Annotated in this window: 23 protein-coding genes; 16 read left to right on the top strand and 7 right to left on the bottom strand. The window is 37.5% G+C overall.

The features are described from left to right. Positions 1-183: 183 nt before the first annotated feature. The 6 genes from alaS (at position 184) to trxA (ending at position 6,674) form a co-directional block, all read left to right on the top strand. Positions 184-2,820: an alanine--tRNA ligase gene (gene alaS / locus H3R21_RS07140; RefSeq protein ID WP_198184074.1), complete on the top strand. Its 2,637-nt coding sequence runs from the start codon at positions 184-186 to the stop codon at positions 2,818-2,820. 52 nt (positions 2,821-2,872) lie between these two features. Continuing rightward, a complete protein-coding gene (locus H3R21_RS07135) occupies positions 2,873-3,130 on the top strand; it encodes an IreB family regulatory phosphoprotein (RefSeq protein WP_046306129.1) in 258 nt (85 codons plus the stop codon). Then, positions 3,130-3,558: a Holliday junction resolvase RuvX gene (gene ruvX / locus H3R21_RS07130; RefSeq protein WP_046306131.1), complete on the top strand. Its 429-nt coding sequence runs from the start codon at positions 3,130-3,132 to the stop codon at positions 3,556-3,558. The genes H3R21_RS07135 and ruvX overlap by 1 nt, the downstream gene beginning before the upstream one ends. 1 nt (position 3,559) lies before the next feature. Further along, on the top strand, positions 3,560-3,865 hold the full coding sequence (locus H3R21_RS07125) for a DUF1292 domain-containing protein (protein WP_074426375.1): 306 nt from the start codon (positions 3,560-3,562) through the stop codon (positions 3,863-3,865). Between the two features lie 53 nt (positions 3,866-3,918). Continuing rightward, complete coding sequence (locus H3R21_RS07120) at positions 3,919-6,279, top strand: endonuclease MutS2 (RefSeq protein WP_198184072.1); 2,361 nt, start codon at positions 3,919-3,921, stop codon at positions 6,277-6,279. A gap of 83 nt (positions 6,280-6,362) precedes the next feature. Continuing rightward, positions 6,363-6,674: a thioredoxin gene (gene trxA, locus H3R21_RS07115; protein WP_198184063.1), complete on the top strand. Its 312-nt coding sequence runs from the start codon at positions 6,363-6,365 to the stop codon at positions 6,672-6,674. A 91-nt stretch (positions 6,675-6,765) separates the two neighbouring features. Here the strand turns inward: trxA and mscL are convergent, their stop codons facing one another. Both mscL and H3R21_RS07105 read right to left on the bottom strand, forming a co-directional pair. After that, entirely contained in the window at positions 6,766-7,140 is a 375-nt protein-coding gene (gene mscL / locus H3R21_RS07110) for a large-conductance mechanosensitive channel protein MscL (RefSeq protein ID WP_074426378.1), read from the bottom strand. Positions 7,141-7,211: 71 nt separating this feature from the next. Next, positions 7,212-7,619, bottom strand: a complete 408-nt coding sequence (locus H3R21_RS07105) for a YslB family protein (protein WP_046306141.1) — start codon at positions 7,617-7,619, stop codon at positions 7,212-7,214. Between the two features lie 79 nt (positions 7,620-7,698). Between H3R21_RS07105 and murI the strand changes: the two genes are divergently transcribed. Both murI and H3R21_RS07095 read left to right on the top strand, forming a co-directional pair. Then, positions 7,699-8,487, top strand: a complete 789-nt coding sequence (murI, locus tag H3R21_RS07100; RefSeq protein ID WP_198184061.1) for a glutamate racemase — start codon at positions 7,699-7,701, stop codon at positions 8,485-8,487. A gap of 12 nt (positions 8,488-8,499) precedes the next feature. Next, positions 8,500-9,114, top strand: a complete 615-nt coding sequence (locus tag H3R21_RS07095) for an XTP/dITP diphosphatase (RefSeq protein WP_198184059.1) — start codon at positions 8,500-8,502, stop codon at positions 9,112-9,114. A gap of 63 nt (positions 9,115-9,177) precedes the next feature. On the opposite strand, the gene H3R21_RS07090 is transcribed toward H3R21_RS07095, so the two are convergent. Beyond that, on the bottom strand, positions 9,178-9,993 hold the full coding sequence (locus H3R21_RS07090) for a mechanosensitive ion channel family protein (protein ID WP_198184057.1): 816 nt from the start codon (positions 9,991-9,993) through the stop codon (positions 9,178-9,180). Between the two features lie 113 nt (positions 9,994-10,106). Here H3R21_RS07090 and H3R21_RS07085 point away from each other — a divergent pair, with 113 nt between their 5' ends. Both H3R21_RS07085 and H3R21_RS07080 read left to right on the top strand, forming a co-directional pair. Then, positions 10,107-10,538, top strand: coding sequence for a DUF948 domain-containing protein (locus H3R21_RS07085; RefSeq protein WP_046306148.1), 432 nt, complete (start codon positions 10,107-10,109; stop codon positions 10,536-10,538). A gap of 18 nt (positions 10,539-10,556) precedes the next feature. Then, positions 10,557-10,934 carry a DUF1269 domain-containing protein gene (locus H3R21_RS07080; RefSeq protein WP_187158685.1) on the top strand — a complete coding sequence of 126 codons (378 nt, stop codon included), beginning with the start codon at positions 10,557-10,559 and terminating at the stop codon, positions 10,932-10,934. A gap of 73 nt (positions 10,935-11,007) precedes the next feature. On the opposite strand, the gene H3R21_RS07075 is transcribed toward H3R21_RS07080, so the two are convergent. Continuing rightward, complete coding sequence (locus H3R21_RS07075) at positions 11,008-12,114, bottom strand: aminopeptidase P family protein (protein WP_198184055.1); 1,107 nt, start codon at positions 12,112-12,114, stop codon at positions 11,008-11,010. A gap of 146 nt (positions 12,115-12,260) precedes the next feature. Between H3R21_RS07075 and H3R21_RS07070 the strand changes: the two genes are divergently transcribed. After that, positions 12,261-13,262 (top strand): substrate-binding domain-containing protein, encoded by a 1,002-nt coding sequence (locus H3R21_RS07070; RefSeq protein ID WP_046306153.1) that lies wholly within the window; start codon positions 12,261-12,263, stop codon positions 13,260-13,262. A 49-nt stretch (positions 13,263-13,311) separates the two neighbouring features. Here the strand turns inward: H3R21_RS07070 and H3R21_RS07065 are convergent, their stop codons facing one another. Continuing rightward, positions 13,312-14,682: a glycerophosphodiester phosphodiesterase gene (locus H3R21_RS07065; protein WP_198184053.1), complete on the bottom strand. Its 1,371-nt coding sequence runs from the start codon at positions 14,680-14,682 to the stop codon at positions 13,312-13,314. 83 nt (positions 14,683-14,765) lie between these two features. Here H3R21_RS07065 and H3R21_RS07060 point away from each other — a divergent pair, with 83 nt between their 5' ends. From H3R21_RS07060 to H3R21_RS07040, 5 genes are read left to right on the top strand one after another with little or no spacing between them, the layout of a single operon-like run. Continuing rightward, the gene (locus H3R21_RS07060) at positions 14,766-15,098 is read left to right on the top strand and encodes a hypothetical protein (RefSeq protein ID WP_074426388.1); all 333 of its coding nucleotides are present in this window, start codon (positions 14,766-14,768) and stop codon (positions 15,096-15,098) included. Between the two features lie 10 nt (positions 15,099-15,108). Beyond that, positions 15,109-16,509: a bifunctional UDP-sugar hydrolase/5'-nucleotidase gene (locus tag H3R21_RS07055; protein ID WP_198184051.1), complete on the top strand. Its 1,401-nt coding sequence runs from the start codon at positions 15,109-15,111 to the stop codon at positions 16,507-16,509. Beyond that, on the top strand, positions 16,484-17,065 hold the full coding sequence (locus H3R21_RS07050) for a YutD family protein (protein ID WP_198184049.1): 582 nt from the start codon (positions 16,484-16,486) through the stop codon (positions 17,063-17,065). Before H3R21_RS07055 ends, H3R21_RS07050 begins: the two co-directional genes overlap by 26 nt. Further along, the gene (locus H3R21_RS07045) at positions 17,066-17,842 is read left to right on the top strand and encodes a TIGR01457 family HAD-type hydrolase (protein WP_198184047.1); all 777 of its coding nucleotides are present in this window, start codon (positions 17,066-17,068) and stop codon (positions 17,840-17,842) included. Next, the gene (locus H3R21_RS07040; protein ID WP_074426392.1) at positions 17,839-18,447 is read left to right on the top strand and encodes a TIGR01906 family membrane protein; all 609 of its coding nucleotides are present in this window, start codon (positions 17,839-17,841) and stop codon (positions 18,445-18,447) included. The genes H3R21_RS07045 and H3R21_RS07040 overlap by 4 nt, the downstream gene beginning before the upstream one ends. A gap of 12 nt (positions 18,448-18,459) precedes the next feature. On the opposite strand, the gene H3R21_RS07035 is transcribed toward H3R21_RS07040, so the two are convergent. Both H3R21_RS07035 and H3R21_RS07030 read right to left on the bottom strand, forming a co-directional pair. Beyond that, a complete protein-coding gene (locus H3R21_RS07035) occupies positions 18,460-19,110 on the bottom strand; it encodes a VTT domain-containing protein (protein WP_198184045.1) in 651 nt (216 codons plus the stop codon). An 11-nt stretch (positions 19,111-19,121) separates the two neighbouring features. Further along, positions 19,122-20,123, bottom strand: a complete 1,002-nt coding sequence (locus H3R21_RS07030; RefSeq protein ID WP_198184043.1) for an NAD(P)/FAD-dependent oxidoreductase — start codon at positions 20,121-20,123, stop codon at positions 19,122-19,124. Positions 20,124-20,241 lie beyond the last annotated feature (118 nt).

Here is a 20,241-nt window from a genome sequence, read left to right as displayed (position 1 = left end):
AAGAGAGAGCTAATTGGTGAGAAGGGCTTACTGTTATTTAAAAAATGCTCCTTATAGATTTAACGAATAAAAATAATTAAGAGGTAACAAACACTGTTGCAATTGAGGTGGTACCGCGTTTTAAAGCGTCCTTGAATTTGGCAACGGTGTTTTTATTTTTGGATAAAAAAGGGAGAGATATTAATGAAGAAATTAACAAGTTCGGAATTTAGACAAATGTTTTTGGACTTCTTCGAACAACACGGTCACATGGTGATGCCAAGTCAATCACTAATTCCGCAAGATGATCCAACACTACTTTGGATTAACTCTGGTGTTGCAACAATGAAGAAATATTTTGATGGTTCTGTTGTACCTAAAAATCATCGAATTACTAGTTCACAAAAATCAATTAGAACTAATGATATTGAAAACGTAGGTAAAACAGCACGTCACCAAACCTTCTTTGAAATGCTTGGTAACTTTTCAGTTGGTGATTACTTTAAAAAAGAGGCTATTTCTTGGGCTTGGGAATTTTTGACTAGTCCAGAATGGCTTGATTTGGATAAAGAAAAGCTTTACTGCACGGTTTACCCTAAAGATACTGAAGCACATGAAATTTGGCTTGAAGTTGGCATGCCTGAAGACCATATTGTTAAATTAGAAGAAAACTTCTGGGACATTGGTGAAGGTCCTTGTGGTCCTGACTCCGAAATCTTCTATGATCGTGGTCAAGAAAATAATGACGTGGCAGAAGATGATCCAGAGAACTTCCCTGGTGGTGAAAATGCGCGTTATCTAGAAATTTGGAACATTGTGTTCTCCCAATACAACCACTTGGCAAATGGTGAATATGTTGATCAACCGCATAAAAACATTGATACAGGAATGGGACTAGAGCGTGTACTGTCAATTTTACAAGACGCGCCAACTAACTTTGAAACTGACTTATTCTTGCCGATCATCCACGAAACAGAAAAGATAACTGCAAATAAGAAATATGGCGAAAACGCAGCAGACACTACTGCCTTCAAGATAATTGCCGATCACGTTCGAACAGTCAGTTTTGCTATTGCTGATGGGGCATTACCATCAAATACTGGACGTGGCTACGTTCTACGCCGGTTAATTCGTCGTGCTGATTTAAATGGTCAACGCTTAGGTATTAAAGGTTCATTTCTTTATAAATTAGTACCTGTTGTTGGTAAGATTATGGAAAGCCATTATCCAGAAGTTACTGATCAGAAGGACTTTATTGCTAAAGTAATTAAGAACGAAGAAGAAAGATTCCAATTAACTCTTGATTCCGGTTTAACTCTACTTGATGACTTAATTGAAAAGGCTAAGAAGTCTGACGATAAAACAATTTCAGGAAAAGATGCATTTAAGTTATTCGATACTTACGGTTTTCCTTACGAATTAACTTTTGAAACTGCACAAGATGCAGGATTAGAAGTTGATAAAAAGGGCTTTGACGCTGAAATGAAAGCTCAAAAAGAACGTGCACGTAAAGCACGTGGTGATTTACAATCAATGGGTGCACAAGATGAAACTTTAATGAACCTAAAAGATAAATCTGAGTTTGAGTACGGCGTATACGAAGACAATGCAAAATTGATTGATATTCTTGTTGATGACCAACTAGTTGATCGTGCTGATGGTGATCATGCAGTCTTAATCTTTGATAAGACTCCATTTTACGCTGAACGAGGCGGTCAGGTAGCCGATCACGGTAATATTTACAATCGTGAAGGTGAATTAGTTGCTCAAGTAACTGACGTACAACACGCACCAAATGATCAAAACATGCACTTTGTTGATGTTGTTTTGCCACTAGAAAAGGGTGAAGAATACACCTTAAAGATTGACCGTGTTCGTCGTGAAGGTTTACGTCATTCACATACAGCTACGCACTTATTGCACGCTGCTTTAAGAAGCGTGTTAGGTGAGCATACTCATCAAGCCGGAAGTTTGGTAGAACCTGATTTCTTACGTTTTGACTTTACTGCTATTGAGCCAATGACCGCTAAAGAAATTAAATCGGTTGAAAACTTAGTTAACCAAAAGATCTGGGAAGCAATTGAAGTTAAAACGACTATTACTGATCCAGAAAAAGGAAAAGACATGGGCGCTTTAGCCTTATTCGATGGTAAATATGGTGACAAAGTCCGCGTTGTTCAAATAGATGACTTCTCAATTGAATTCTGTGGTGGTACCCACTGTGCTAATACCAATCAAATTGGTGTCTTCAAGATTATTTCCGAGTCAGCAATTGGTGCGGGAATGAGAAGAATTGAAGCAGTGATGTCCAAAAAGGCATATGAATACCTATCAAACCGTTCCGAATTATTGGACGAAATTCAAGCAGAAGTAAAATCAACTAAGCCTGAAGATATTCTTGATAAAGTTGGTAGTCTAGAACAAGAGCTGCATGATAGCCAAAAACAAGTTGAAGACTTGAACTCTCAAATTAATCAAGTTAAGGCTGGTTCAATTTTTAATAACGTCGAACAAGCTGGTAATTTATCAATTATTGCGCAAAAAGTTGATGTTAACGGTATGAATGACTTACGTGAACTGGCTGATACCTGGAAGAGTGAGAACAAGTCAGACGTTCTAGTTTTAGCTGCAGGTAAAGATGGTAAGGCCAACATGATTATTAGTCTAAATGACAAGGCGCTAGATGCAGGTCTCAAAGCAGGTGACCTAATTAAACAAGTTGCCCCAACCTTTGGTGGCGGCGGTGGTGGTCGTCCAAACATGGCTCAAGCAGGTGGTAAAAAACCTGAAGGTCTTGAAGATGCTATCAAACAAGTGATTTCAATCGTCACAGAAAATTAAGTGTTTGAGTTTAACGTGTTTTTCAAGTAAAATTATGCTAGGAGGAATGATTATGAGTTCGCTAGATAAGACAATGCATTTTGACTTTAATGAAAATAAAGGCAAGAATGTCTATGACACTCTCCAAGAGGTATATAATGCCCTTGAAGAAAAAGGATACAATCCGGTTAACCAGATTGTCGGTTACTTACTGTCTGGCGATCCGGCATATATTCCACGGCATAATGACGCACGTAATTTGATTTTAAAACATGAACGTGATGAAATAATTGAAGAGCTTGTAAAAAGTTATCTTGGTAAAAATAAATAATGCGCTTGCTTGGTTTGGATGTCGGTTCAAAGACAGTCGGAGTGGCAGTTAGTGATGAATTGGGAATAACCGCCCAAAAAGTTACAACCATTCAGATTGATGAAGATCGGTTTAATTTTGGGATGCGTCCTTTAAAGAAAATCGTTCGTGAATATAATCCGTCCGGTTTTGTGCTAGGATTGCCTAAGAATATGGACGGTTCATCTGGTACTTCTGTTAAAAGAAGTAAGGCATATGGTCAAAGATTGCAAGAAAAGTTTGGTTTGCCAATTTATTATTCAGATGAACGCTTGACCACAGTTGAATCCCAGCGTGTACTGGTTGATGAAGCTGAAATTCATGACCGCCATAAACGTAAAGAAGTTATTGACCAAATGGCCGCGGTTTTAATTCTGCAAAATTATTTAGACCTAAATCGAAAGGATTAATATGACACAAGAAATACAAGGCGATGATCGCCAATTAACTTTAGTTGATGAAAATGGTAATGAGGAGTTATACGAAGTTTTATTCACTTTTCATTCAGACGATTATGACAAGTCTTACATTTTACTTTATCCAGCTTCGACGGATGAAGACGAAGAAATCGAAGTCCTTGCATTCAGTTTTGATGCTGACGCTGATGGAGATGTAACCAGCAACGATTTGCATGAAATTGAAGCAGATGATGAATGGGATATGGTTCAGGGTGTACTCAATACTTTCTTGGACGATGACCGTTTAAACGGTGAATAAATGAAAAAGACTGGCGAAGCCAGCCTTTTTTTATTAATAGAGATTTTAAACAGATGAATAATAAAATATTAGAAACACTAGAATTTGCAAAAATCACTGAGAAATTGCAAAAAATGGCGATTACGGCTCCAGCTAAAAAAATGGCGGCTAAGCTTTTGCCAAGTGCTGATTTTACTCAAGTTGAAAGAGAACTAAGTCAAACACTAACCGGTGCAAACTTGTTGCGCATAAAAGGGCAGATGCCGCTAACTGACTTCATGGATGTTACGCCAAGTACGAAACGTTTGCGAATTAAGGCTAATTTGAATGCTCATGAATTAGGCAACTTGCTATTAGTACTGACTCTGGCTAATGACATTAATAACTTTGTGGCTGATGTAGATGAAGAAGAACTTGATTTGTCGGCCATTGAAACTATTTTAGCAGAGTTAGATGTACCAGATACCTTATTCAATCAGTTAAAAAAGGCGCTTGATTATGACGGTGAAATTCTTGATAGTGCCTCCACTAAGTTGGCACAGCTACGTCATGAACTAAAAAATAATGACCGTGAAATCAAGAATCGAATGGATGCTTACATTAAGGGGAGCAGTAGCAAGTATTTGTCTGAACAAATTGTGACAATCAGAGATGAGCGCTACGTTATTCCAGTTAAGCAAGAATACCGAAATAAGTTTGGCGGTGTAGTTCATGATCAAAGTGCCAGTGGACAAACACTATTTATTGAGCCTAGCAGCGTCCTGAACTTAAATAATCAACAACAAAACTTGCTTGCGGAAGAAAGACGTGAAATTGAACGCATTTTACGTAATCTTTCTGATTTAGCACGCGAAGAGGTTGATCAAATTGATACTATTTTTTCTGCAATTGTTCAGTTAGACTTCATTCAGGCTAAGGCAAGGCTTGCTCATGAAATGAAAGCGACCGAGCCTAAATTAACGCAGGACCACTCACTTTCATTTATTAAAGCGAGACACCCTTTAATTGATCCTGAAAAAGTTGTGGCTAATGATATCCGTTTGGGCGAAGAATTTGACACAATTTTAATAACGGGACCGAACACAGGTGGTAAGACAATCACTTTGAAAACTGTTGGTTTGTTGCAGTTAATGGCACAAGCAGGCCTATTTATTCCAGCTGCTGAGGGCAGTAAAGCAGCAGTTTTTCGTGATATTTGTGCCGATATTGGTGATGAACAGTCAATTGAGCAATCGCTCAGTACCTTTTCATCCCACATTAATGGCATCATTGATATTATGAAAAATGTCGATGATCAAACTTTGGTTTTAATTGATGAAATTGGTGCGGGAACTGATCCAGAAGAAGGAGCCAGTTTAGCAATCAGCATTTTAGACTTTTTGCGCAAAAAGCAGGCTAAAATTATTGTAACCACACACTATCCGGAGCTGAAACTGTATGGCTATAACCGACCAAAAGTTACTAATGCTTCAATGGAATTTGATTTGAAGACCTTATCGCCGACTTATCGGCTGCAAATTGGGATTCCTGGCCACAGTAATGCCTTTGCAATTGCGCGAAGACTAGGAATGCGCGAAGATGTAGTCAAAAGCGCTGAAAGCCTCATGTCAGATGATAATGCCGACATTAATCAAATGATTGAAGAATTGACTAAGCAGACTAAGGCAGCAACAGATGCTCGCAATCATTTAGTGACAAGTCTTGATCGTAGCAAAAAGCTTGAGCTTAAACTGCAGCAAGCACTTGACTGGTACAATCAACGCGTCCAAAAGCAACTCGAATTTGCTCAGGAACGTGCTAATGAAGTTGTCGCAAAGAGCCGTAAAAAAGCCGAAAAGATTATCGAACAGCTTGAAAATCAGCAAGGCAATGTAAAACAGAATGAGCTGATTGAGGCTAAAAGTGAATTTAACCAGCTTGAAAAGCAGAATGAAAATCTGGCGCATAATCGTGTTTTACAAAAAGAAAAACGCCGTCACCATGTCAATGTTGGCGATAAGGTTAAGGTGTTGTCATATGGCCAGACTGGTACAATAACCAAAAAGATGTCAGAGCATGAGTATGAAGTACAAATGGGCATTATTAAGGTTAAAGTCAGTGACCGTGACATTGAAAAAGTTGGTGTGGATAATGAAACAAAGAAGCATTCAACCAAGCTAGTCCGCGCTACTGGTGCTAATCGTCGCAGTAATGCACGCAGTGAATTAGACTTGCGTGGACAGCGCTATGATGAAGCTATGACTAATCTTGATCGTTATATTGATTCAGTTTTACTGGCTGGACTTGATGTAGTGACGATTATTCATGGTATCGGAACCGGTGCTATTAGAAAGGGCGTTTGGCAATACTTAAAGGCAAGTAGACATGTCAAAAGTTTTAATTACGCTCCCGCAAACGAAGGTGGCAACGGAGCAACGATTGTTCACTTGAAGTAGTGTGTTTAACTTGTAAAAAGTAAGTTACATGCTATAATTAAATTACTTATGAAGAGCTACAACTATTTAGGGAGGTTTTACTCATGGTTGAAGAACTTACAGATCAAAACTTTGAAGAAGAAACTAAAGACGGCGTTGTCCTAACTGACTTTTGGGCAACATGGTGTGGTCCTTGCAAGATGCAATCACCAGTTATTGATGAATTAGCTGAAGAGCGTCAAGATGTTAAATTCACCAAGATGGATGTTGATGAAAATAAAGATACACCAAGTTCTTTAGGTGTAATGGCAATTCCAACTTTAATCATCAAAAAAAATGGTGAAATAGTTGATCGTTTGACAGGTTACACACCTAAGGCAAAGCTTGATCAAATTTTGAATCAATACACAGATTAAAAGTATAGGAAAAACCTTCTGCAATTAGCAAAAGGTTTTTTGAATGTTCTAACTTGAATGTTCTAACTTGGGAAGTGACGAACGATCACTATTAGTTGTTTCTAGCTTGTAAAAGATCACGAATTTGTTTTAAGTAATCTTCTGAAGTAGGTTGAGCTGGTTTTTGCTCAGCAGGTTTAGGTCTAGTTACCTTGTTGACTGCTTTAACAAGCAGGAAGACGATAAAGGCGATAATTAAGAAATTAATCACCGTATTGATAAATGCACCATATTTAAATGTTGCACCACCAACTTTCAAAACTAAGTTGGATAAGTCGATTCGCCCGATAAATAGACCGATAAGTGGATTGATTAGGTTGGATACTAATGAATTTACAATATTGGTGAATGCACCGCCGATGATAACCCCGACTGCTAAATCAATTACATTGCCACGTTCAATAAATTGCTTAAATTCTTTCAGCATAATTTTTCCTCCATTCTCACTTTAATCATAGAGCAAAGATGGCAAGAAACTCAATTAAACTGCTTTTTAATTTAATCAAATTTGGCTGCTATGTGAACTAAATTATTTTTGTGATCAATTTCTAATTCGCATTCAGTTGTACGGCCAGTTTCTTTTTCAACTGCCTCCGCAATGATTCCCGCTTCAAGTGAAAACTCTTGGCTGTCACTATTAAGCCGGTCGGTAACGCTTTGACCTGCTAATTCAAAATCAATTTCTGTTCTGCGTTCCTTTATTTTAGTTAAAGTGCCAAATTCAGTTGTTTCAAAGAAACTATTTACATCTTCAAAGGAAGCTAAATCATATTTACGAGCGATTCTTTTGCCGCCCCAATATAAAATTTCTTCGCTCGTTTCACCCAAAATAGTTGGTAAAAGAAAGTCGCGATATAACTGATTAACAAAATATACGTGTTCACTTTGTTGCTGATTGTCTTGCATTAAGAATTCATCCCTTTTATTTTCTTATATTTTACCTTAAAATTGATTGAAATAGAAAAAAATAAGGGGATTTTATATTATGGATAATCGGCCAATCGGGTTGTTAGATTCTGGTGTTGGCGGTTTAACGGTAGTTAAAAAAATTATTGCGCAAATGCCAAATGAAGCAACAGTTTTTATTGGTGATAATGCACATATTCCATATGGTGATAAAACAAAAGAAGAAATCACTGAATTAACGAGACAAAGTGTTGAATTTTTATTGAGTAAAAATGTTAAATTGATTATTTTTGCCTGTAATACTGCAACTAAGGTTGCACTAGATGTTATCCAAAATGAAACTAACACTAAGCTGATTGGTGTGATTAAATCTGGCAGCATCGCTGCAATACGTGCGACTAAAAATAAGCATATTGCTGTTGTCGGAACTCAAATGACGGCGACCTCGCACGCTTACAAAAAAGAAATTATGGCTCTTGATCCTACAATTGAAGTTACAGAATTAGCTGCTCCTAAGTTAGTGCCACTAATCGAAAATAATGCTACACCAGCGGACATTTTGCCTGTTTTAACGGAAACACTAGAACCATTACAAAAGAAGAGTTTTGATACGTTAATCTTGGGCTGTACCCATTATCCAATTATTCAAAAGCAATTTGCACAGTGTTTACCTAATAACGTGCAATTAATTAACCCTGCTGATGAGATCGCCAGATATGCAGAAGAATTATTGCAGACTGAAGGAGCAACATGCGAACGGCCAAATTTGGGCAAGCATGAGTACTTTACAACTGGGGATGTCAAAAGAGTAAATAAATTGGGAGCGCAAATTCTCGCTGATCCTAATTTCAACGCAATTCAAGTATAAAAGGGACAAAGAATGAAAGAAATTTTATTTGCTACAACTAATCAAGGAAAAGTGAGAGAGCTTCAAGAGGCCTTCAAACAGGCTAAGATTGACGTTCAAATCAAGACTAATGCAGATTTAAAGCATCCACCTGTCGTTGAAGAATACGGAACGACTTTTGAGCAAAATGCGAAGCTAAAAGCACATGCTTTGGCCGAATTTAGTAACATGATTACGATTGCTGATGATTCTGGCTTGATGGTTGATGCACTTGATGGTGCACCTGGAGTACGATCAGCACGTTTTGCTGGTGAAGAGCACAATGATCAAAAAAATAATGCTAAATTGTTAGTTGAGCTCGGTGGAGTTCCATCAGAAAAGAGAACGGCCAAATTTAATACAACAATTGTGGCATCCTATCCGGGCGAATTTGAACATGACTTAGTTGTTTCTGGACAGTGCGCGGGTCGAATTCTGGTGGCACCAGAAGGTGAAGATGGTTTTGGTTACGATCCACTTTTTTATGTGCCAGAAAAAGGAAAAACTTTTGCACAGATGACGGTTGCTGAAAAAAATGGACTATCACATCGTGGTCGAGCAATCCAAAAGCTGCTTGAGAAATTTCCGACTTGGTTAGCCCAATTTTAAACAAAAAAGGTTAATTACACTAAAGTATGCCGTTTATTATGAACTTAATGTAATTAGCCTTTTTTATTGCGCTAAATTGATGTTATGTGCCTGTAAAGTTTTTAAATACTCAGATAAATAGCGGTCTTGTACTGCTTTTTCATTGCCTGGCTTAACTTGAAAATGAATAACATATTTCACGGTTTGTGCAGTTTGAGAAGTAACCCCAACAATTAATGGTTTTTGAATAAGTGCTTTTTCTTTGCCCTCATTTTGTGAGTTAACCTGATTGATTAACTCTCGAACATAATTGAAGTCATTATCAACTTTTAACTGCAGTTCAATATCAAGGCCAATACCACCGTGTGCAAGATTCTGAACAATTGAGATGTTACGATTGGGAATATAGATGATAGAGCCATCGGTTCCTTTGAGTCTAGTAGTTCTAAGACCCAGTTGAATCACTACACCTGTTTGATTGTTTATTTGAACAAGGTCTCCCACGTCAAATTGATCTTCACTTAAAATAAAGAAGCCATTGACGAGGTCACTAACAAAGCCTTGTGCGCCCATCCCTAATGCAAGTGAGAAAATACCAGCGCTTGCGAGCAAGGTGCCAATTGGAACACCCAGAATTGATAAAACTGCAAACAGGTAAAAGAAAATCACAGTGTATGAAAAAATACTGTTAATTAAGGCAGCAACAGTCTTAGAGCGCTTGTTTTGAGGCTTTTTACTGTTTTTCCAATAATGACTAATTATTTTTTTGCCAAAATGAGAAATCAAGAAGAAGATAATTGTGGAGATGGCAAGCTGCCAGACTATAGTCAGCACTTGGGTACCAATCTGGTCCCAATTAAATTTTAAATTTCTTTGATTTAGTTGAAATGTCGGTTTCATGGTTTTCCGCCTTTCTTATATGCATATTAATCATAGCAAAATATTACATATAGATTGAGATTGAAGCATTTTAATGCTAGACTTTTTTTAAGGTATAGAATTGGAGGTAGAAGATGGAGAATATATCTTATGGTGAAGTAGCAGGGTTAATTGCCGCTGTGGCATTATTAGTTTTGATACTTTTCACAATTCCTGTACTTATCCACGCTGCAAAAGCAGCAAAGCAAGCGAATCAAACAATCAAAGCTGCCAACGAATCACTTGAACAAATCTCAAAGGATGTTGATGTTTTGGCCCATCAAACAAGTGACTTGCTTGATAAGACCAATGTGCTTTTAGCAGATGTCAATGTTAAGATGGAGACTTTGGATCCTGTTGTCAAGGCCGCTGCTGATTTAGGTGAAAGTGTCTCAGATGTGAACGCCTCTTCACGTAAGATGGCAAAGCGGGTTAGCAACTTTCATTTAAATAGTGGTAACGGGTTCGTATCTTCTGCTTTATCGTCAATGTTTGCGCGTAGGAAACGTCGCAAGGGTAAAGAATAGAAAAAGGAGTTTTTTACAATGAAGAAATTTTCAAACTTTGTTTTAGGTGCAATCATTGGTGGTGCAGCAGGTTTTCTAGCTGGCTCATTATTAGTTAGTGATGAACAAATCGATGATTTGAAGAAAAAAGTTAAGGACAATGACACTGTTCAAGACCTTAAGAAGAAATATGACAATGGTACTGAAGTCGTAAAAAATCAATTAGCTTCATTCCCAAAGAATGTTGAAGATGATTCTGAATTGAAAGATTTTGATGATATCGTGATTGACAACTCTTCAGACGATGATCCAATGTTAGCTGATAAAGCTGAGGATTCAGTAAGTGATTTACACAATGCTGAAGCACCTGAGAGACCAGATGCTTTTCCTAAAGAGGATCCTTTAGCAAGACCATAATTAAAATTGCTTAATAAAAAATGCACTAGCAGGAAGTTAAATTCTGTTAGTGCATTTTTAGTTCTTGTAAATACTAATCACTAAGTGGGATGTATTTAAGTTCCTTGCTGGTATGGGTAAATGGTTCATAACCGTCTTTAGTTACAACACCGCAGTCCTCGATTCTAACACCAGCAACACCTGGAAGGTAAATTCCTGGTTCAATCGAGAAGCACATGCCTTCCTCAATTACCAAGTCATTACCACCCACAATTGAAGGGTACTCGTGGACGTCTTTACCAATTCCGTGACCCAAACGGTGAATGAAGTATTCGCCGTAGCCAGCCTTTGTAATGATGTCACGCGCAACTCCATCTAATTCAGAAGCGGTCATTCCGGGTTTAACTGCATCAATTGCAGCTTGCTGTGCTTCACGATCAATTTCATAGATTTCTTTAGCTTTAGCACTTGGTTCACCGTAGGCAACTGTTCTGCTGGCGTCTGATGCGTAGCCGTTATGCATAGTTCCAAGGTCGAATAAAACGAGTTCATTGGGTTGAACTTTATTCATTGTTGGACCTAAGTGTGGATTAGCTGCATTTGCTCCCGTTTGAACAATTGTTTCAAAACTTTCGTGCATAACACCTTTTTGCACCTTTAATTGATATTCAATTTGTCCAGCAATATAGCGTTCGGTTACGCCAGTTTTAATTGCGTTAAAACCAATCTCAAAAGCAAAATCGGCTTCGCGTCCAGCGGCCTGTAATTGTTTAACTTCTTCTGGCGTTTTGTATAGTCGAATTTTAGCAATAAAGTTTGAAACATCGCCATCAAAATTTGCGTCTGTAAATTGTTCATGCATCAGTTGGAAATGTGCTACAGACAAATTATTTTTCTCTAGTGCCCATTTTTGGTATTCTGAAGTCCTACCTTTAATTTTATCTGCAATTACTGCCCATGGGTCTTCTGAATCAAGGTAGCCGAAGACATCACCATCCCAAGCAGAATTTTTAGCTTCTTCAACATTTAAGGCCGGAACGAAAACAAATGGATCGCTATCTTTGAATGCTAGAAAAGCAAAGATACGCTCGTGTGGTTCCATGTCGTAGCCGGTAAAGTAAGCAATTGTAGTTGGATTGGAAATATAGGCAACATCATTGCCAGATGATTGCAGCCATTCTTGTAATTTGTTTAAATTCATAAACTTTTCCTTTCATATCAAGTAATTAATTATGAAAAGTATATCATGTTATAGCAATGAAAAAATGAAAGAATAGCTGTAAACGTTTGCATTTTTTTGGAAATCATGATAAATTTGTTAGGAGTATTCAAGATAGGGGATTAGAGATGCGTAAACAAGATATTACAATTTATGACGTTGCTCGCGAAGCTAAAGTGTCGATGGCGACCGTTTCACGAGTAGTTAATGGCAATACCAATGTTCGTAAAGATACGCGTGAGCGTGTATTAAAGGTGATCAACCGGCTGCACTACCAACCAAATGCAGTGGCGCAAGGGCTTGCCTCTAAACGAACAACAACGGTTGGATTAATCGTTCCAGATTTAACTAACCTTTACTTTGCTGAGCTTTCAAAGGGAATCGATGATATCGCATTACTGTACAAGTATAATATCATTATTACTAGTATTGAAAACCGCTTAATGAAGGAAGATCAAGCAATTCAAGGTTTATTGAACAAGCAAGTTGATGGCATAATTTACATGTCAGATAATTTGCCGGAGGAAGCGGCAGAAGCTTTCAAGCGTACAGATACACCGGTTGTTTTAGCTGGTACTAAAAGTAATCACCAAGAGTTTCCGTCAGTTGCAATTGACTACATGAAGGCTGACACAGAGTCATTAAACTTACTTTATAACGATGGTAAGAAGAACTTAGCGCTTGTATTAGATGATCCAGATACGGTCGTAAATGCAGAAAACCGCATTCCAGCATATAAGAAGTTCATGGCTGATCATAACCTGGGTGAAGGGCACATTTATAGCAATATTAAAGATCATTCTGATGGCTATAATCTGTATTCCCAATTGCGTCAGGATGGCATTGATGGTGTAATCGTTACCCGAGATATTACCGCTGTCGGCATTTTAAATGCCGCAACTGATGCAGGTACAAAGATTCCTGAAGAAATGGAAATTGTAACTGCTAGCGCAACACAGATTGCTTCTGTCGTTAGACCAGCACTGACAGCCATTCGTCAACCACTTTATGATATTGGTGCTGTGGCAATGAGATTGCTAACTAAGCTAATGAACAATGAAGAAATTGACAAAAAGCAAATTGAATTGCCATATGAATTGTTGAAAAAGCAAAGCACGGCAAATAAATAATAAACAAAAAATCGATTCATTATTTAAGTGAATCGATTTTTTGCTACTTTCAATTATTTAACTTCCAAGTTGCTCTAATTTGTTGGGTAAAGTTTAGAGTTTTTGGCGCTTGTAAAGGCAGATATCCCAGTAGAGCGATATTAGTGTAGCGATTAATTCTAGGTAGTTTGTTGTAATTGTACCAACTAGTTCCGTCAAAAAAACCGTAGAAAAGAATATCGCGAGCCTTAACCCAACCTAAAGAGGTATGCAGCCACATGCTTTTTGGACTGCCATTAAAGTTCTGAATTTTATACAAAGTACTAATTGGCATTTCTTTTTTTGTTTTTGCTTGATTTTCAGGTAAGCGATAAATCGGTACTTTGTGTTGGGGCTTGGCCAGTATTTGTTTGTCTTGGTACGGAGCAACGTCCCGTGGCTTTAAATCAAGGTTAACAAACTCGGCGGAAATGAAGGTTTGATTGTCAATTTGATAGTAGAGTTGATTGTGGGCACGGACGCCGTACATTACTTCCAATTTTTGCCCAGGTTTAACATACTTCTTTTGTTTAACTCTGACGTATGGATTCATCATTGTCGCTGTTTTTTCTTTACCAAAATAGATGCCGTTACGATGAATTTCGTATTTCTTAGTGCCTTGCTTAGCCAGCTTGTATTTAAAACCAGTACTTGGAAAGTTGGTTACAACACCATCTATATTTTTATTAATCAGCCAATGCCATAATTCAGGTGATTCATCCATTTCTGCCCAAACATAAACTTGTTTGTTGATGCGGTGAAGCCAGTGAATTAGCCAAGAGTGATTCAAAATTAAGTCCGACGAAACATTGACCGCATCGACTTGCGGTAAATTACTAAAATTGATTCGTTTAAGGCTACCGACAAGTAAAATTAGGTATGCGTCTGGCATGATTTTCCGAAAGTGAAATAAGCTGGCTGCAGAAAAAGAGTGAATCATAACCCTTTTTTCCATATGATATTTTTTAATTGTTGCAGCAATTTCATCTTCTAGTTGGTAAGACGGATCAGTTGAGTGATCAATTTTGGTTTCTAAAACAAATTTGGTATTTGGCTTTTTTTGGTAGTGTTCAAATAACTCATCCAGACTTATCACATGTTCGCCATTATCATATGTTAATTGGCTGAGTGCCTGCCAAGTATTTTGTGATACAATTGCATGTGTATGAGTAACTCGATACAAATCGTCATCATGTGAGACGACCAGCTGACCATCTGCTGAAAGATGAAGGTCGAGTTCAACGTAATCAGCACCTGAATTAAAGGCGGAATCATCGCTCTGGATAGTTTCTTCAGGATATTTCGTGGGATCGCCGCGGTGCCCGACAACAGTAAAACCACTACTTGTCAAAAAGATTATGGTAAGAAAAATAGCCGTAAATACATGGCTTTTACGTTTCATGTGTACACCTCTATTGTTTATTACGATAGCATGGTTACACATTTTTTGCTATATTTAACAGTTTAATTTTAGGGATAATTTAGATGAAGCAAGAGTATGAAGAATTAGATTTAATCGAAGAAATCACACGCAATGATGGTAGTAAATATTTTGAAATTTCCAACATTGATCAAAATGGGATAGCTGAACTGGCGGTTGATCATGGAAATATAAAAAATGTGCGAATCTTGCAACTAAATATTCCACGTACTAAAGCGTTAATTACTTATGAGGAGTATATTAACAAAAACTACCACCTTGAAACATTAACCAATGAGGATGATTGGAAAAATCCTGATTGGGTTGAATGGGATAAGCCCAAGGGTAAAGTTTTGGATGCGTACGAAATGATTTTGAAATCGAATCAGATCGGTTAGGGGATAAGAGATGGAAAAACTTCGTATTTTACATACTAATGATTTGCACTCACATTTTGAAAACTTTCCTAAAATCGGTCGTTATCTGAAAAAGGCGCAACAAGATAAGACTGTCGACCAGGTGCTAACGTTTGATGCTGGTGACTTCATGGATAGATCCCATCCATTAACTGATGCAACTTATGGTCAAGCTAATATTAAATTGATGAATTCGTTTAATTACGATGCCATCACAATTGGCAACAATGAGGGAATATCGAACTCGCATGAAGTAGTTGAGCACCTTTTTGATCATGCCAATTTTCCTGTAGTTCTTGCTAACTTACGTGAAGAAGATGAATCAATGCCGCATTGGGCGGTTCAAGATAAAATTCTGACAACCAAAAAAGGCACAAGAATTGCATTAATTGGTTTAACGGCTGCTTATCCCTTATCTTATGAACCTAATCATTGGCACGTTAAAATGCTAAAAGATGCGATGGATGAAGTTCTACCCAAAATTGAAGGAAAATATGATGTTTTAATCCTATTGACACATGTCGGTCTTAATATGGATTCCTTTTTGGCCCATAATTATCCACAAATTGATTTAATTATTGGTGGTCATACGCATGATTTGTTACCACATGGCAGAAATGTAAATGGTGTTTGGATTACTCAAACTGGTAAATGGGGTCATTATGTAGGAAATATTCATGTGGAAATTGACGACAAGCACCATATCCAAAGAATCTCACCACATGTTGTAGCTACAAGTTCGATGAGAGAACATGATGATGATCAAAAAACCATTTTAGGTTACCAAGAACGTGGAAAAGAAATCCTAAGCCAAGAGAAAGTTGCAGATTTACCAGAAAAATATGATGGTGACCGTGAGGCAGCAATTGATATTTCTCTAGATGCGATTGCTGATTTTGCTGGAACAGATCTTGCAATGTTAAGCACTGGCTTGTTTTTAGAACCCTTTAAAAAAGGCATCATAACTAAGTATGATTTGCAAAAAATATTACCTCATTCAATGCATGTTGTGCGTTCAATATTAAAAGGTAGTGACCTATGGCGCCTTGTAATGGAAATTGAAAAAAATCGCCATTACCTTGATCATTTTCCACTTCAAGGGATGAGTTTTCGGGGAAAAGTATTTGGTCAAATGCACTATCGCGGAATAAAGTTTGATCCACTAAGCAAAGCCGTTTTTGTTGGGGGGAAGGAAATAAACCCAGCAAAAGAATATCAAATTGCTGTTTTGGACCACTATGTTTTGGTGCCTTTTTTCCCTACGCTTGCAATTGTGGGGGACAATCAATTTTTATTTCCACAATTTTTGCGTGAAGTAATTGGTGATTATTTAGCAAAAAAATATCCGATAATAGGAGGTGAAACTAATGGCGGACCAAAAGAGCCAAATTGATGAGCCAAAAAAAGAAAATAAGTTTGAGGAACAGCAGCCGCTTCGTCATCCACTTGCTGCGGTCAAAATAGTTGGCAAGCAAATCAAAATTAACAAGCAACTGTATCAAGTACTTGTGGATAAACAAGAAGCGCTCGATACTGAACTTTTAAGTAAAAAATATGACCCTTATTTAGATCAATATGATTATATTGTGGGTGATGTTTCGAGCGAACACCTGCGCCTAAAAGGCTTTTTTAAAGATAAAGTACAAACGGCAATTGACCGCAAGGAACAGACAATTGCTGATTATTTGATGGAATACTGTAATCCTGGTGGTGGCTATTTTATTTTGCAACTGGTGAGCCCAGTGCATCACTACCGAAATACTAAGTTTAAAAGACGTACCAGTGTAACCCGCTATAAGAAGCAAACTGCGCCTAACAATAAGACTGCTACTTTTAAAAAGTATAAAAAGAGTGCGTCACGCATCAAAAAGCCAAAAACAGTTACAGTGAAAAAGGCACAAGCTAATAATCATACTTTTGTAATCAAAAAGAGGAAAGGTAGCAATTAAGTGAAAGATTATCAATTGTTTTTAATTGATCTGGATGGAACAATCTATCGCGGAAAAGAGACTATTGCATCTGGTGTAAGATTTGTTCATAGACTTGAGGCAGCTGGCAAAAATTATCTTTTTTTGACTAATAATACAACGCGTACACCGCAAATGGTTGTAGATAAGTTGGCTGGGCATGGAGTAATGACAGATACTTCACATGTGTATACGCCTTGCATGGCGACCACTAGTTATTTGCTAAATGAAAAAGAGACTGATAGTGGCAAAATTGGTGTTTATTTAATTGGCCAAATTGGTTTATGGCATGAATTCCTAAGCCACCCTGAATTTGAAATCAAGGAAGAGAAGCCAGATTACGTAGTGGTAGGGATGGACACTGATTTGACTTACCACAAAATTCAAGTTGCTACTAACGCAATTAGAAATGGCGCGAAGTTTATTGGGACAAATGCTGATGTCAATTTGCCGAGTGAAAATGGCTTATTACCTGGAAACGGTTCGCAGTGTGCGATGATCGCTACGGCAACTGGAGTAGAGCCACTGTTCATTGGGAAGCCTTCCGAAATTATCATTGAACGTGTTTTGCAAAAAATGGGTTGTTCAAAAGAAGACGCACTAATTGTGGGTGATAATTATGATACAGATATCAAAGCTGGATTTAACAGTAAAGTGGACCAACTGCTAGTTACAACGGGCATTACTCAGCCAGAAGATATTGCAGATAAAAAGCAACCAACAATTTTAGTTGACGACTTGGATAAGGTTAAACTATGAAAAAAAGCAATCCCATTTTAGCCGTAATGTTTCATTTCATATTCGGCATTACTAGTAGTGTTGTTGGTGCAATAATTGCAAGCTGGCCCTTACTACTTGTTTTTGTCATTGTTCAAAAGACTTATAAAACTGTCAACCTATCAGTTGGGCAAGTAATTCATAACTATAATCAACTGATGGGTTATTTGGTTTGGCCATTTAAGCAGCATTTGCATATGAGCAATTTCCCAACTTCAGTAATGGCGGCGCAACACTTTGCGGAAGTAAAGAGACTGTTTATTTTAGCGGTTTTTGCGTTTTTGTGCTGCCTAATAATTTTCTTAATTACTAAAAACAAAAAAAGCAAAGCACTTAAACTTGATAAAGTTTGGGCTTTACTCTTTTTACTTTTACCAATTGTTGTATTACCGTTTGCTTTAACTAACTTTGACGATTTCTTTATTACTTTTCACCATTTATTTTTTGCCGGTAGTAACACTTGGTTATTTGATCCATCAACCGATCCAATTATTAACGTACTTACAGAAGGCTTTTTTGCGTCATGCTTTGCAGTGGGCGGAATTATTTATGAATTATATTTTGTAAATCAATTATTGAAAAAATAAAAAGGAGTTCCATTAATGGAGCTCTTTTTTTTGTGTCATTCGTTTTTTTAAGCCAACAAATAAAATTGGTAAAACTGAAATAAGTATGATTGCTAGAATTAACATTGAGAAATGATCTTTAACAAATGGGATGTTGCCGAATAAGGCACCAATAATTGTAAAGAGTCCACTCCAGATAATGCCGCCGATAATATTGTAAACGGCAAACGTACCGTAGTGCATTTTACTACCACCAGAGATAAAAGGAACAAATGTCCTAATAAAGGGGATAAACCTACCAATTACAATTGTGATTGAGCCATGCTGTTCGAAAAATCGCTCGGCTGCTTCACGATTTTTTTGATTAATTAGCCTATTAAACCAGGAATGTTTCGCTCCGGCTTTGACCGAACGTGCCCCGATTTCATAGTTACATGCATCACCGAGTATTGCAGCTAGTAAAACTGCAAAATACACAAGCCAAATATTGAGGTGATATTTTGGATTGACTGCCATTGAACTAGCGGCGAAAATCAATGAATCACCTGGCAAAAAAGGGAAAATGACTAATCCAGTTTCAATAAAAATAATGGCAAATATAATCAAGTATGTCCAGCTGCCAAACTGGTTGACTATTTCAATCAGATGGTGATCAATGTGAAGAATAAAATTGATTATTGTCATATATGTTGCTCCTAAATACTGGTTGAATGAATCGTTAAAGTCTTTTCGGGAAACAGTGCACGCATAATTGTAGTTACTGCAATCTGTGCTTCGCCAAATCCAAGACCGATGACCGGAACTTTGCCGGGATAAGCTGCTACATCGCCAATCGCATAAATGCCAGGGATGTTAGCTCCCATTTCACGCGAAACTTTAATATGGCCATCTTCAAGGTCAACACCCCATTTGCGGACAATACTATTATTCGCGCGAAAGCCATAAGCAACGACTATTTGATCGAACTGCTTTTGTAATAACTCAGTTTGACCGACCTGCTTAAGTCCGATATCAAGTTGATTATTTCGTATTGCAATCGTTTTAGGAAGATAAGGAGTGAGAACTTGAACATTTTTTAAACTTTTGAGTTCTTGCAATGTTGATTCTAAACCGCGGAAATCTGCCCTTCGATGAATTAAATTGATTTTAGTTCCGGGTTGTTTTGCTAATTCAAGTGCCCAGTCAAGTGCAGAATCTCCGCCACCAAAAACGCCGATTGATTTTCCAGCAAAGTGACTCGGGTCTTTAACAAAGTAATGGACACGCTTTTCAATGGTTTCATCCATCTTCAGCGGGAACTTTTTGGGAGAAAATGAACCTGTTCCAGTGGCGATAATAATACTCTTTACTTGAAAATCATTATCGATAATAAATCCTTGATCATTCTTTTCAATTGATGTTACTCGATGGTTCAATTGAAAAGTAGTCTTATCCTTGGCGGAATCAATTAAGTGATCAGTTAATTCCTGACCAGATATTTTTCCAAAAACAGGAATATCAAATATTTCCTTAAAAGGATATAGAAGTTTTGGTTGTCCCCCAATTTCTTTTAAAGCTTCAAAAGTAACTGTTTTTAATCCATGTAGGTGTGCAAAACTAGCGCAGAACAATCCTATTGGTCCAGCACCAATAATTGCTGTATCAAATTTTTTGATTTTTAAAACCCCCTGTAAACGCTGATATAATAACTTTAACATGATTGAAAAAGATAATCATCAGGAATAAATCGAAAAAAGTACTTGCCAAAAAGAGAAATAGTTGCTAGTATTAATAACTGTCGTCAGGACACAGGGCACAACAGCTCGAGCGATTGAA

This window comes from Lactobacillus sp. W8172 (genome assembly GCF_016102055.1).
Lineage (GTDB): Bacteria > Bacillota > Bacilli > Lactobacillales > Lactobacillaceae > Lactobacillus > Lactobacillus apis_A.
Note: the sequence above shows the minus strand (reverse complement) of the source record. Positions and strands in the feature narration are given on the sequence as shown.